Source organism: Stenotrophomonas sp. Steno-Z1 (genome assembly GCF_056393175.1).
Genome location: NZ_JBWJPB010000002.1, coordinates 641,271 through 653,886, shown reverse-complemented (window position 1 = coordinate 653,886; position 12,616 = coordinate 641,271). Strand labels below are relative to the sequence as shown.

The following is a 12,616-nucleotide window of genomic DNA, read 5'->3' as shown; positions in this document are numbered from 1 at the left end:
CACTGTCGATCAGTGGTTGGATAGTGCTTCCAGCGCACCGATGTCGGTGGCCAGGTGTTCGGCAGCGGCATGGTGGGCCGCGGAAAGGGACAGCAGCGGCAGGCGCAGGCCGTGGCCGATGCCGATCCGGCGCAGCAGGTCCTTGACCGGGATCGGGTTGGGCTCCACGCCGCAGAATGCATGGAATGGTTCCAGGCGGGCATCCCAAGCCTCGGCGGCGTCGCGCTCGCCGGCCGCGGCCAGCGCGCACATGCGCCGGTATGCGCCCGGCAGGGCGTTGGAGCCGACCGAAATCAGGCCGTCGACGCCGGACAGGATCGAGCGCGCCGCGGTGCCGTCATCGCCACTGAGGATGGCAAAGTCCGTCGAACGCAGCGCCAGCAACGCCTGCACGCGACCGACATCGCCCACCGCTTCCTTGATGCCCACGATGTTCGGATGGGCGGCGAGCGCGGCCACGGTCTCCGGCAGCATGTCGCAGCCGGTACGGCCGGGCACGTTGTACAGGATGACCGGCAGGCCGCCCTGGTCGGCCACCGCGCGGTAGTGCGCGATCAGGCCTGCCTGGGTCGGGCGGACATACGGCGGGGTCACCACCAGTGCATGGGTCGCGCCACTGGCGGCCGCGCGGCGGGTCTGCTCGATGGTTTTCGCCGTGCCCGACAGGCCGGTCCCGGCCAGCACCGGCACGCGTCCGGCCACGGTTTTCACCGCGCTGCGCAGCAGCTGGTCGTACTCGTCGTCGGACAGGGTCGCGGCCTCGCCGGTCGAACCGGCCACCACCACCCCGTGAACACCACCCTCCAGTTGCAGGTGCAGCAGGCGCTGCCAACCGTCGGGATCCAATGCGCCATCGGCCTGGAAAGGCGTGGCCAGCGCGGTGATGAGACCGGAAAGGGACAAGGAAACGTTGCTCGGAAGAAAGGGGGCACCCGGTGGGCGTAAACGCCGGCCGGATGCAGGTTGCATGTTACTTGCGGGTCGAAAGCACGGGCAAGTATGCTGGACTCCGGCGAACGTGCCGTCGTCGGCCGTTCAGACTCACCTTGTATCACCCGGAACCACCTTGACCGACACCACGCCGCGGCCTGCGCCGACCGAAAACCATCTCCTGATCAACGCCTACACGACGCATCCGGAGTCCCCCCTGCTGCCCGTCACCCGGCGTATCGCCGACAGCGGCTGCAACCTGGTCGATGCCCGCCTGGCCACCGTCGGCCGCGATGTCTCGGTGACGGCACTGGCCACCGGCTCGTGGGATTCGGTGGCCAAGCTGGAAGCCATGCTCACCCGCCTCGAGCGCGAAGAGGGCCTGAAGCTGGTGTGGTACCGCACCGGCGCCAAGCAGGCGCAGTCCAACCTGCTGCCCTACATCGTGGAAGTGATCGCCGCCGACAAGCCGGGGATCCTGTTCCAGCTGGCCGATTTCTTCGACCGCCAGGGCATCACCATCGAGAACCTGCAGAGCACCCGCTATCGCGCGATGCAGACCGGTGCGGAAATGTTCTCCGCGCAGGTCACGATCGGCGTGCCGGCCAACATGCATATCGCGGCGCTGCGCGACGATTTCCTCGAGTTCTGCGACCACCTGAACCTGGACGCGATCATGGATCCGATGAAGTTCTGATCTTTCGCGCGTTCGTCACGGGCGCGCGATGTTTCATGCAAGTGCAGTGACGCACCGCTGTAACAGCTTTGCCCCAGGCTCCGGAAAAAGGACCTCATGAACATCGGCGACACCCTGGACAGATCCACCCTCGATCTCCCGCTGGCACTGTCCGGCGGTGACACCACCACCCTCGGCACGCTCGCCGGCCAGTGGCTTGTCCTGTACTTCTATCCCAAGGACAGCACGCCCGGCTGCACGACCGAAGGCATCGACTTCAACGCCCTGCTCCCGCAGTTCACCCAGGCCGGCGCCCGCGTGTTCGGCGTCTCCCGCGATTCGGTCAAATCCCACGACACCTTCTGCGCCAAGCAGGGCTTCGCCTTCCCGCTGATCAGCGATGGCGACGAAGCGCTGTGCACCGCCTTCGATGTGATCAAGCTGAAGAACATGTACGGCAAGCAGGTGCGTGGCATCGAACGCAGCACCTTCCTGATCTCACCCGACAGTCGTATCGTGCAGGCGTGGCGCAAGGTGAAGGTGGCCGGCCACGCGGATACCGTGCTTGACGCCCTGAAGGCCGCGAAAACCCAGTGACCAACCCGGCACCCCCCAATGGCCATCACCCTGCCCCGCAGGTCGTGATGGCTTGTCCCTGTTCTGCCACCAGGAAATGACGATGACCCGAGGCAAGCGCATCTACGTTCTGGATACCAACGTGCTCATGCACGATCCGACCGCGCTGTTCAAGTTCGAGGAGCATGATGTCTACCTGCCGATGCAGGTGATCGAAGAGCTGGACAACGGCAAGAAGGGCACCACCGAAGCGAGCCGCAACGCACGCCAGGTCAGCCGTTTCCTCAACGAGCTGGTACAGGCGTCGGGCCTGGACAACCTGGCCGATGGCATCCCGCTGCAGCGCCCCAACGGACTACAGCTGCGCGGCAAGCAGAGCGTGGGCCTGCTGCGCTTCCAGACCAGCCACTTCGACGCGGGCAAGAGTTTCGGCGCGGTCATCCCGGACAACGCCATCCTCGGCGCGATCCTGGCGCTGAAGGAGCAGATCCCCGAGATCCCGGTGGTGTTCGTCTCCAAGGACATCAACCTGCGGATCAAGGCGGCGATCGCCGGCATCGTGTCCGAGGACTACGAAAACGACCGCGCGCTCGACGATTTCAGCCTGCTCTACACCGGCGCCACCGAGCTGCCCGACGACTTCTGGAAGAAGCACACCGACAGCCTGCGCAGCTGGAGCGACAAGGGCCGCACCAGTTACGAGATCATCGCCAGCGAAGACGAGAGCTGGCATCCCAACCAGTACGCCTACCTGCCCGGCGACGATGAAGTCGAACTGCGCGTGGCCAAGGTCGACGGCGACAAGGTCACCCTGTCGCTGGTCAATGATTTCCGCCATGGCAGCCATGCGGTGTGGGGGATCAGCGCGCGCAACCGCGAGCAGAATTTCGCGCTCAACGCACTGATGGACCCGGAGATCGATTTCGTCACCCTGCTCGGCACCGCCGGTACCGGCAAGACCCTGCTGGCACTGGCCGCCGGCCTGGCCCAGACCATGGACCAGCAGCGCTACCGCGAGATCATCATGACCCGCGCCACGGTCAGCGTCGGCGAGGACATCGGCTTCCTGCCCGGCACCGAGGAAGAGAAGATGACCCCGTGGATGGGCGCGCTCACCGACAACCTGGAAGTGCTCACCCACACCCAGGAAGGCGGCGCGTGGGGCCGTGCGGCAACCAACGACCTGATCGCCAGCCGGATCAAGATCCGCTCGCTCAATTTCATGCGCGGGCGTACCTTCCTGTCGCGTTACCTGATCCTGGACGAAGCACAGAACCTCACCCCCAAGCAGATGAAGACCCTGATCACCCGTGCCGGCCCCGGCACCAAGATCGTCTGCCTGGGCAACGTCGAACAGATCGACACCCCGTACCTGACCGAGACCACCTCGGGCCTGACCTACGCGGTGGACCGCTTCAAGAACTGGCCGCACAGCGCCCATGTCACGCTGCGCCGTGGCGAGCGTTCGCGCCTGGCCGACTACGCTTCGGAGGTGTTGTGAACCAGTCCCTGTCCCGTGCCGTCCTGCCACTGGCGCTTGCCGCGCTGGTGGCCGCGTGCACGCCCGCCAACACGCGGCCGGGCGCCAGCGTCCCGACCGCGGTCAAGACCGGCCAGTCCTGGGTGGTGACGCGACCGGTCGTCGCCGCCCAGGTGCTCGATACCTGCTCGCGCGACAGTCCCGGCCGCGAGGCCGGGCGGGTCACCGGCTACTGGGCGCCCAGCCGCAAGGAAGTCGAACAGCTGGAGGCAGCCCTGCCGACCCTGGAGGCACAGGTGCCCAAGGCCGTTGATTTCGATCGCCAGTACGTCGGCATCGAAATGAACGGACGCAAGCTGATCTACCTCAATGCCTTCCACCTGCCCGACGATGCCGACATCGATCCGGCGCGCGAGGCGATCCGGGTCTGCGACGGGGGCCGCCAGTTCTGGGGCGCCGTATTCGATCCGGCCAGCGCGCAGTTCACCGACGTCCGCTTCAACGGCGCGCTCGACACCCCCTGAGCCTGCCGTGGCCACGCCCATCCAGGCTCGATGAGCATCCGGCTGCCCACCTGGGTATGGATCGGCGCGGTCGCGTTGTCGTGCGTGGCCGGCATGGTCAACGTGGTCGGCTTCCTGGGGTTCGAACACCAGGCGGTCAGCCACATGACCGGCACCACCAGCCAGCTCGGCATGGCGCTGGCGCAGGGCGACTGGCGCGTGGTCGGGCACCTGTGGGGCCTGCTCATCGCGTTCTGCCTGGGCGCGATGCTCAGCGGCATGATCATCCAGGACAGCGCGCTGCAGTTGGGCCGGCGCTACGGCGTGGTCCTCACCCTGGAATCGCTGTTGCTGCTGGCGGCCATTCCCCTGTTCAAGCAGCAGCAGATCTGGGGCGCATTGGCCGCCGCCATGGCCTGCGGCCTGCAGAACGCCATGGCCACCACCTTCAGCGGCGCGGTGGTGCGCACCACCCACCTCAGCGGCATGTTCACCGACCTGGGCATCGGCCTGGGCCACCTGCTGCGTGGCCTGCCCCTGCCGATCCGGCGCCTCACCCTGAGCGGGCTGATCGTCAGCGGCTTCCTCGCCGGCGGCGTGATCGGCGCAGCGTTGTTCCTCCGCTTCGGCTACGACGCCCTGCTCGCCCCGGCGCTGCTGACCGGCTGCACCGGCCTGGGCTACGTGCTGTACCGGCAATGGGTGCTGCTGCGCCGGCCCTGAAGCAATGCCGCGGCAAACATTGCACAATCAGCGCATGACCCCGCCCGCCCCTGTTTCCGCCCTGACCATCGCCGGTTCCGATTCCGGCGGCGGTGCCGGCATCCAGGCCGACCTCAAGGCCTTCGCCGCGCACCGCGTCCATGGCCTGTCGGCGATTGCCGCCCTGACCGCGCAGAACACGCGGGGGGTGACGGCCGTGCACGTGCCGCCGCTGGATTTCCTGCACGCGCAGATCGAGGCCTGCTTCGCCGACTTCGACATCCATGCGGTGAAGCTGGGCATGCTCGCCAATGCGGAGGTGATCGAGCTCGTTGCCAGCGCGCTGGAGCGCCATCGCCCCACCCACGTCGTGCTCGACCCGGTCATGGTCGCCACCAGCGGCGCCAGGCTGCTGGAGGACAGCGCGCTGCGGGCCATGCGTGAGCGACTGCTGCCGCTGGCCACGCTGCTGACCCCGAACATCCCCGAAGCCGAGCTGCTGCTCGGGCGCACGATCAGCAGCGCCGACGATGCCGAGAACGCCGCCGCCGCGCTGCTCGACCTTGGCGCTGGCGCGGTGCTGCTCAAGGGCGGCCACCTGTATGAAGGCCCGCGCGTGATCGACCGCTATTTCGATGGTGTCAGCCACGAAGAGTTCATCCATGCGCGCTTGCCGGTCGATGCACATGGCACCGGTTGCACGCTGGCCTCGGCCATCGCCGCGCAGCTGTGCCAGGGCCTGTCGCTGCCCAATGCCTGCGAGGCGGCGATCGACTACGTCGCGCGCGGCCTGCAGGGGGGCTACTACCCGGGCCGCAGCGAGGTCCTGGTGATCGACCACTTCGGCGCAGCGCGACCGGCATGATCGACGCGCTCGCCGTACCGATCACCGCCGCCGACGGCCACCGTTTCGAACTGCTCGCCCGGGTACCCGCGCAGCCGCGCGCACACCTGTTGTGGTTGCCCGCGCTGGGCGTGGCCGCGCGCCATTACCTGCCGCTGGCCGATGCCTTGGCCGCACATGGCGTGGCGGTGTACCTGCACGAGTGGCGCGGCAACGGCAGCAGCAGCCTGCGCCCCTCACGCACGCAGGATTGGGGCTATCGCGAGCTGCTCACGCTCGACCTGCCCGCCAGCCTGGCCCAGCTCGCTGCGGGCGCCCCCACCCAAGGCGTCATTGGCGGTCACAGCCTCGGCGGACAGCTGGCCTGCTGCTTCGCCGGGCAGCATCCCGGTGTTTTCCAACGCCTGTGGCTGGTCGCCAGTGGCACGCCCTACTGGCGCACCTTCCCGGCCCCGCGCGGCTGGACCCTGCCGCTGATCTACCGGTTCCTGCCGTGGCTGGCACACCGCCAGGGCGTGCTGCCCGGTCGTCGGCTCGGCTTCGGCGGCACCGAGGCGCGCGGCCTGATCACCGACTGGGCCAAGGTGGGGCTGAACAACCGCTATGCCGGCGCGGGCATTGGCGACGATCTTGAGGCCGGGCTGCGTGGGGTGCGCGCGCGCGCCACCGCCGTGGTGATGGAACAGGACTGGCTGGCCCCGGCCACCTCCATGCACGGCCTGCTGGCCAAGATGCCGCAGACGACCGCCACGCTCAGCGTGGTGTCGCCCGCCGCGCTTGGCGTGCGTGCGGATCACTTCGCCTGGATGACCGCCCCGCAGGCCGTGGCCGCGCTGCTGTTTCATTCATTGGAATGAAGACCTTCACAAAAGCGTTGACGAATGCGGCCTGCATCCGCATAATTCCGCTCCTGTTGACGCGCCCGTAGCTCAGTTGGATAGAGTACCTGGCTACGAACCAGGCGGTCGGGAGTTCGAATCTCTCCGGGCGCACCATCAACAGGTTGCCGGCTCCGCCGCCGGCATCAGCAGTACAACGTGATGTAAATGCGCCCGTAGCTCAGTTGGATAGAGTACCTGGCTACGAACCAGGCGGTCGGGAGTTCGAATCTCTCCGGGCGCACCATTACATCGCGCGGCAGGCCTGCCCTGCCCTCTTGTCGAATGTGGCGACACACCGACGGGAAATACAACCAGACAATGCAAATGCGCCCGTAGCTCAGTTGGATAGAGTACCTGGCTACGAACCAGGCGGTCGGGAGTTCGAATCTCTCCGGGCGCACCATTGCATCGACGAAGACGGCAGCCATCGGCTGCTGTTTTTTTTGCTTCTTCGCTCCCATGCGGGGCAAGCACGAAGCGCCCCTCGGATCTTTTCCCGCGCGGCCGTTTGGCGAGCCGGTGGGCCGGGCGCCGGCCGCCGGGCCCGACCCACCGACTGACACAGGAAGAGCCTGGCTTCGGCATGCGTACCGCAAGCCGCCCCCCGTAGTGGCCGCTACGGGGCCATACACTCGCGACACACCCGGAGCGAAGACACCGCTCGATGCATGCGGGCAGTGTGCCTGGAGCCGGCCAACGGCCGGCACTACCCGACGACGGAACGGCGCATCACCCGCGCGGCGTGGCCGCCACCTGCGCCATCGCCATTCGATCGGCCTCCTCGGGGATCTCCGGCGCCGCGCAGTGCGCGCCGGCATGCGTTTCCTGCGCGAGCCAGTCGTCGACCACCCCGCCCAGCAGATCCACCCGCAACGGCAGGGTGATGTGGTCTTCGCCGCGCATCTCGATGTAATGCACCCGCGGACTCGCCGCCGCCAGCCGTCGCCCCTGGCTCACCTGCACATGCTGGTCGTCCTGGCCATGCAGCAGCAGCACGCAGGCGCGCGTGTCGGCCAGCGCGCGCGTCACATCGACACGATCCAGGTCCAGGTCCAGCCGCTGGCTGGCAGCCACGATGACCTGGTTGATGTCCTGGCCGCCGTAGCGCCAGCGGCCGTAGGCAGCCATCGCCTGCGCCTTCCAGGCGGTCGGCTGCAGCGACATGAGGTGCGGGATCATGCTGCGGATCGCATCACCGGCATTGGCGAAGGACTCCATCGCCACCACGCCGGCAACCTGGTCGCCGAGCTTGTCGGCGGTGAACAGCGCGGTGGCCGCACCGTAGGAGACGCCGAACAGATACAGCGGCCCGACCACCTCCCCGCGCGCCTTCAGCGCGGCGATGACGTCGACCACGTCATCCGATTCGAAGGTCCCGTAACCGGACGGGCCCGCACCGGAATGGCCATGGTTGCGCAGGTCGATGGTGACCACCCGGTAGCCGGACTGCGCCAGCTGCAGCGACCACGGCAGCATCGCATCACCGTTCATCATCCAGCCGTGCAGCAGCACCACCGTGCCGCGCGGCGCCTGCGGCCGGAACGGGTGCGGCAGGTCCAACGCCATGCCGGTACGCAGCGCCTCGCCGTTGTCGTGCTGCTGGGGCAGATACTCATACCGCACCCCGTACTGACCGGGATCGAACGCACGCCAGAAGATCGGCACGCCGGCGCGGCCGGTGACCCGACCATGGCGATTGGGGACGCTGTCCACTGCTTCGGCGATGCGCGGCATGTCCAGCAGCGTGGACACGCCACCGGGCGCGATCAGCCGATCGCTCAGCGAGGTGGAGGCAGCGGTGGAGGTCAGGGAGGAGCAGGCAGCCAGCCACAGGCCGGCCCCGGCCAGCAGCAACAGCAGCAAGCGCTTCATGGGGATAGGGGCGAAAAACCAGACGAGTCCGACAGGTTACCGATGATGCCGGCGGCGCTCTATCGCATCCGGATGACCATTCAATGACAGCGCAGGAGGCATTCAGCCACCTCCCGCTGCGGTGGCTCAGCCCAGCCAGCCCTCCATGGTCGGCCACCAGCCTGCCAACACCGCCGGCCGCTGCATGCGCTCGCGCCACCACGTCAGTGCGGCCCCCTCCTCGCCGGTGCGCCAGGCCAGCCAGAACGTCTCGTCCGGCTTGGGCTCCTCCACCTGTTTGATCACCAGCCTGCCATCCCGCACCGCCTGCCGGACGTACGGCTCGGGCAGGAAACCGAAGCCCAGCCCCGCGCACTGCAAACGGAATTTGCTGACCATGTCCGGCACGGTGACCGTCTCCTGCCCCATCAGCAGCCCGACCGTGCGCGGCAGCAGCCGCCGTGCCGAATCGGCCACGGCGATCGCGCAGTGGGCGGCCAGCTGGTCGCGGCCCAGCGGTTCGGGCGCGGCTGCCAATGGATGGGAGGGCGACACGGCGAACACGAACTGCACCGCGCCCATCGGCTCGACGACATAGCCCCCGCCACTGGGCCCCTCACCCGCCGCACCGACCAGCAGATCCGCACGTCGGTCCAGCAGCGCTTCCCAGGTGCCCGACAGTGATTCACTGATCAGCCGCATCCGGGTCTGTTCCGCCACCGCATTGAAGGCACGCACGCCCTCGGCCAGCAGCGCCGGCACGAACATCGTGTCGACCGCCACCGTCAGCTCGGCCTCCCAGCCGGACGCCACCCGCCGCACCCGCATCTCCAATTCACGGGCTGCCCGCAGCAGATGGCGCCCCTCCTCCAGCAGCGCCTCGCCCGCCGGGGTCAGGTGCGCGCGCGGGCCCACCCGGTCGAACAGCTGTACGCCCAGGTCCTCCTCCAGCTTGGAGACGGTATAGGAGATGGTCGAGGGCACCTTGTGCAGGGCCTTGCCGGCGGCGGCGAACGAGCCGCGGCGGTCGATGGCGTCCAGGATCTGCAGGGCGTCGAGGCTGAGCTTGAGCATTCGAATTTTTCGATGATGGCTTGCGAAACTATCCGTTTTTCAACGCACCGGAGCAAGCGGATACTGGCCGCAACAGGAACGGGACCGGCATACGCCGCCCGGAACACCATCGAAACCATCGAACACCGAGGAGATTCACCATGCTGCAGATCCGCAAGAGCAACACCCGTGGCAAGGCCGACCATGGCTGGCTGAACTCCATGCACACCTTCTCCTTCGCCAACTACTACGACCCGCGCTACACCAGCTTCGGCCCGCTGCGGGTGATCAATGAAGACCGCGTCCAGGGTGGCCAGGGCTTCGGCACGCACAGCCACAGCAACATGGAGATCATCTCCTACGTGCTGGGCGGGGCGCTGGAGCACAAGGATTCGATGGGCACCGGCTCGGTGCTGCGGTATGGCGACGTGCAGCGCATGAGCGCGGGCAGCGGGGTCAGCCACAGCGAGTTCAACCACTCCGCCGACGAGGCGGTGCACTTCCTGCAGATCTGGCTGTTCCCCGACCAGGAGAACATCACCCCGAGCTACCAGGAAACGCATTTCGCGCCGGACACCAAGCGCGGCCAGCTGCGCCTGATCGCCTCGCGCGATGGTCGTGAGGGCTCACTGCTGATCCACCAGGACGCGAACATCTACGCCACGATCCTGGACGGCGACGACCGCGTCCACCTGCCGCTGGCCCCGCGCCGTGGTGCCTATGTGCAGGTTGCCCGCGGGCAGCTGCAGGTCAACGGCATCACGTTGGACACCGGCGACGCACTGCAGGTCACCGACGAGGCGCAGCTGACGCTGGAGAACGCCAACGACGCGGAAGTGATCGTGTTCGAGCTGGCCCTGTAACCACCCGGCCGCAGACGCCGACACCCCGGTTGCCCGGGGTGTCGTTGGTGGCCTGGGTCAGAACCTGTAGTTCAGGGTCAGGCGCACGTTGCGCGGCTCACCCCAGGTGTAGGTGCTGTACCAGCTGAAGATCGTGTAGTAGTGCTTGTCCAGCAGGTTGTTGACGTTGAGCGTCGCCGAGAGCTGGTCGTTGAACTGGTACCGCGCCATCGCATCGAGCAGCCAGTAGGGCTCGGTGCGGTGGACCTGGCTTCCGCCGGTGGCCGGGTTGGTGATCGTGCCGAACGTGCTGCCCTGCCAGCGCGCGCCGCCGCCGAGGCTCCAGCCATCGGCCGCACCGGTGAGGCGGTAGCTGGTGTGCACGCTGAACTGATCTTCCGGCTCCAGCGTGGAGACCTTGGTGGACTGCTGGCGCGCGATCTTGTGCGCGTAACCGCCCTGGATCTGCCAACCTGGCGCCAACTGGCCCGATACCTCCAGCTCATAGCCCTTGGTGCGCACGCCCATCAGGCCTTCATAGGCGATCCCGCCACTCGGCGTCCTGCCGCCGGTCGGCTGCGCGTAGTTGTCCTGCTCCAGCTGGAACACCGCCGCACTGGCGTTGAGGCGACCCTCGTAGAACTCCGCCTTCAGGCCGGCTTCGTAGCTGCGCCCTTCCAGCGGATCCAGCACCCGGCCCTGCTCGTCCTGGTTGCCCTGCGGCTTGAAGATGGTGCTGTAGCTGGCGAACACCGAGAAGTTGCGGTTGAGGTCGTACACCAGGCCGGCGTATGGCACGACCACGCCGCTCTCGTCGGTGTCCGGGGATGTGTAGTTGGCGATGCGGCTGCCGACGATCAGCTTGAGCGGATCGGCCAGGTCGAAACGGCCCACCACATAGGCACCGCTTTCGCGGGTGACCTGGTTGTCACCGTAGCCCCACTGCCAATCCGGCTCGGGTACATCGCCGGTCCAGGCGTAGTAGTCGGCGACGTCACTCACGTAGCCCGGCTGCGGCGAGTAGCCGTTGTTGACCCAGCGCTTGCGCGACACGCTGCCACCGACGACCAGCTCATGCTGCCGGCCGAACCACTCGAACTTTCCGCTGACGTACAGATCGGCCGCGTTGCTGGTGGTCTTGCCGATGTACTGGCCCAGCCACATGCTCACGCCCTCCCCGGTGACCGGATCCGGGTTGCCACCGGCCGCGGCGCCCAGCGAGGCGTCATAGCCGTTGACCTGGTGGTTGAGCTGCAGCTTGGCGACCCAGTCATTGCCGAAGGTGTGTTCCAGCGTGGCGAAGCCGGTGCGGGCGTACTGGCCCCAGCGGCTCCAGCGCGCGCCGTTGTTGAACGCGCGCGGCATGTCGTTGAAGTTGCCTGCACTGTCCAGCAGGGGAATACCGCCCCAGCTGGAGCCTTCCGGATCGCTGTCCTGGTAATCGGCACCGACGGTCAGCAGCGTGCTCTCGCCGAGGTCGGCTTCGAGGATGCCGTAGAACACCTCATTGCTGCGCTGGTAGTGGTCGACGTTGGAATGCTTGTCCTGGTAAGCGCCCACGACGCGGCCGCGCACGCGCCCGCTCCCGGTGAGCGGGCCACCGACATCGACCTCGGCGCGGTAGCTGTCCCAGGAACCGACGCCCAGCGTGGCACTGCCGGCCAGCTCGCGGGTGGGCTTCTTGCGAACCAGGTTGATGGTCGCGCCCGGGTCGCCCATGCCGGTGAGCAGGCCGGTGGCGCCCTTGAGCACTTCCACGCGATCGTAGATGGCCATGTCGCTGAGCGTGTTGCCGGCCGAATACGCCGAATCGCGCGCCATCGGGATGCCGTCGTACTGGAAGTTCTGCACCGCGAAGCCGCGCGCGTAGTACTCGGTGCGCTCGCTGTCGTAGGTGACGATGCTCACGCCCGGCGTGACCTTCATGACGTCATCGATGCCGTTGAGGGCGAAGTCGTTCATTTCCTGCCGCGTAATCACGCTGATCGACTGCGGGGTCTGGCGCGGGCTGAGCACCAGACGGGTCGCGGTGGCGATCGTGCCGGGCGTGTAGGAATCACTGCCTTCCGTCACGGTGCCGAGCTGATTGGCGGTGACCTGCACGGTCTGCAACGTCTGCGCACTGTCGGCGGGGGGCGCATCTTCCGCGCGCACGCTGCCGGGCGCCGTGGCCAGGCCAAGCGCGGCGGACAGCGCCAGTGTCAGGACGGAGGACGACGGGGTGACGGGACGGCGACCGGCAAGGGTCGGGACAACACGCAACGGAGCAACGGACACG

Annotated in this window: 12 protein-coding genes and 3 tRNA genes; 11 read left to right on the top strand and 4 right to left on the bottom strand. The window is 67.5% G+C overall.

What is annotated here, in order from left to right; translation table 11 throughout:
- Positions 1-9: 9 nt before the first annotated feature.
- Positions 10-903, bottom strand: coding sequence for a 4-hydroxy-tetrahydrodipicolinate synthase (gene dapA / locus AC06FD_RS09775; protein WP_478077652.1), 894 nt, complete (start codon positions 901-903; stop codon positions 10-12).
- A 163-nt stretch (positions 904-1,066) separates the two neighbouring features.
- Between dapA and AC06FD_RS09770 the strand changes: the two genes are divergently transcribed.
- The 10 genes from AC06FD_RS09770 (at position 1,067) to AC06FD_RS09725 (ending at position 6,995) form a co-directional block, all read left to right on the top strand.
- Positions 1,067-1,627: a glycine cleavage system transcriptional repressor gene (locus AC06FD_RS09770; protein ID WP_019183297.1), complete on the top strand. Its 561-nt coding sequence runs from the start codon at positions 1,067-1,069 to the stop codon at positions 1,625-1,627.
- A gap of 96 nt (positions 1,628-1,723) precedes the next feature.
- Positions 1,724-2,203 carry a peroxiredoxin gene (locus AC06FD_RS09765; protein ID WP_259204638.1) on the top strand — a complete coding sequence of 160 codons (480 nt, stop codon included), beginning with the start codon at positions 1,724-1,726 and terminating at the stop codon, positions 2,201-2,203.
- Positions 2,204-2,285: 82 nt separating this feature from the next.
- A complete protein-coding gene (locus AC06FD_RS09760; RefSeq protein ID WP_394164437.1) occupies positions 2,286-3,683 on the top strand; it encodes a PhoH family protein in 1,398 nt (465 codons plus the stop codon).
- A complete protein-coding gene (locus AC06FD_RS09755; RefSeq protein ID WP_478077651.1) occupies positions 3,680-4,186 on the top strand; it encodes a hypothetical protein in 507 nt (168 codons plus the stop codon). Before AC06FD_RS09760 ends, AC06FD_RS09755 begins: the two co-directional genes overlap by 4 nt.
- Positions 4,187-4,216: 30 nt before the next feature.
- Entirely contained in the window at positions 4,217-4,888 is a 672-nt protein-coding gene (locus tag AC06FD_RS09750; RefSeq protein ID WP_259204633.1) for a YoaK family protein, read from the top strand.
- A 34-nt stretch (positions 4,889-4,922) separates the two neighbouring features.
- Positions 4,923-5,732, top strand: coding sequence for a bifunctional hydroxymethylpyrimidine kinase/phosphomethylpyrimidine kinase (gene thiD, locus AC06FD_RS09745; RefSeq protein ID WP_478077650.1), 810 nt, complete (start codon positions 4,923-4,925; stop codon positions 5,730-5,732).
- Positions 5,729-6,568, top strand: coding sequence for an alpha/beta hydrolase family protein (locus AC06FD_RS09740; protein ID WP_478077649.1), 840 nt, complete (start codon positions 5,729-5,731; stop codon positions 6,566-6,568). The genes thiD and AC06FD_RS09740 overlap by 4 nt, the downstream gene beginning before the upstream one ends.
- Positions 6,569-6,629: 61 nt before the next feature.
- A tRNA-Arg gene (locus tag AC06FD_RS09735) sits at positions 6,630-6,706 on the top strand.
- Positions 6,707-6,759: 53 nt separating this feature from the next.
- Positions 6,760-6,836 (top strand) — tRNA-Arg (locus AC06FD_RS09730).
- An 82-nt stretch (positions 6,837-6,918) separates the two neighbouring features.
- Positions 6,919-6,995: transfer RNA gene (locus AC06FD_RS09725), tRNA-Arg, on the top strand.
- A 326-nt stretch (positions 6,996-7,321) separates the two neighbouring features.
- Here AC06FD_RS09725 and AC06FD_RS09720 read toward each other — a convergent pair.
- Positions 7,322-8,464: an alpha/beta hydrolase gene (locus AC06FD_RS09720; RefSeq protein ID WP_478077648.1), complete on the bottom strand. Its 1,143-nt coding sequence runs from the start codon at positions 8,462-8,464 to the stop codon at positions 7,322-7,324.
- Positions 8,465-8,590: 126 nt separating this feature from the next.
- A complete protein-coding gene (locus AC06FD_RS09715) occupies positions 8,591-9,517 on the bottom strand; it encodes a LysR substrate-binding domain-containing protein (protein ID WP_478077647.1) in 927 nt (308 codons plus the stop codon).
- A gap of 140 nt (positions 9,518-9,657) precedes the next feature.
- On the opposite strand from AC06FD_RS09715, the gene AC06FD_RS09710 reads away from it, so the two are divergent.
- Positions 9,658-10,359, top strand: a complete 702-nt coding sequence (locus AC06FD_RS09710; RefSeq protein ID WP_259204626.1) for a pirin family protein — start codon at positions 9,658-9,660, stop codon at positions 10,357-10,359.
- Between the two features lie 57 nt (positions 10,360-10,416).
- Here the strand turns inward: AC06FD_RS09710 and AC06FD_RS09705 are convergent, their stop codons facing one another.
- Positions 10,417-12,513 carry a TonB-dependent siderophore receptor gene (locus tag AC06FD_RS09705; protein WP_478077778.1) on the bottom strand — a complete coding sequence of 699 codons (2,097 nt, stop codon included), beginning with the start codon at positions 12,511-12,513 and terminating at the stop codon, positions 10,417-10,419.
- Positions 12,514-12,616 lie beyond the last annotated feature (103 nt).

Coding starts and splice junctions, on each gene's coding strand:
- AC06FD_RS09720 (WP_478077648.1), bottom strand. CDS start 8,464: ATGAAGCGCTTGCTGCTGTTGCTGCTGGCCGGGGCCGGCCTGTGGCTG.
- AC06FD_RS09765 (WP_259204638.1), top strand. CDS start 1,724: ATGAACATCGGCGACACCCTGGACAGATCCACCCTCGATCTCCCGCTG.
- AC06FD_RS09740 (WP_478077649.1), top strand. CDS start 5,729: ATGATCGACGCGCTCGCCGTACCGATCACCGCCGCCGACGGCCACCGT.
- AC06FD_RS09715 (WP_478077647.1), bottom strand. CDS start 9,517: ATGCTCAAGCTCAGCCTCGACGCCCTGCAGATCCTGGACGCCATCGAC.
- AC06FD_RS09760 (WP_394164437.1), top strand. CDS start 2,286: ATGACCCGAGGCAAGCGCATCTACGTTCTGGATACCAACGTGCTCATG.
- AC06FD_RS09750 (WP_259204633.1), top strand. CDS start 4,217: ATGAGCATCCGGCTGCCCACCTGGGTATGGATCGGCGCGGTCGCGTTG.
- thiD (WP_478077650.1), top strand. CDS start 4,923: ATGACCCCGCCCGCCCCTGTTTCCGCCCTGACCATCGCCGGTTCCGAT.
- AC06FD_RS09710 (WP_259204626.1), top strand. CDS start 9,658: ATGCTGCAGATCCGCAAGAGCAACACCCGTGGCAAGGCCGACCATGGC.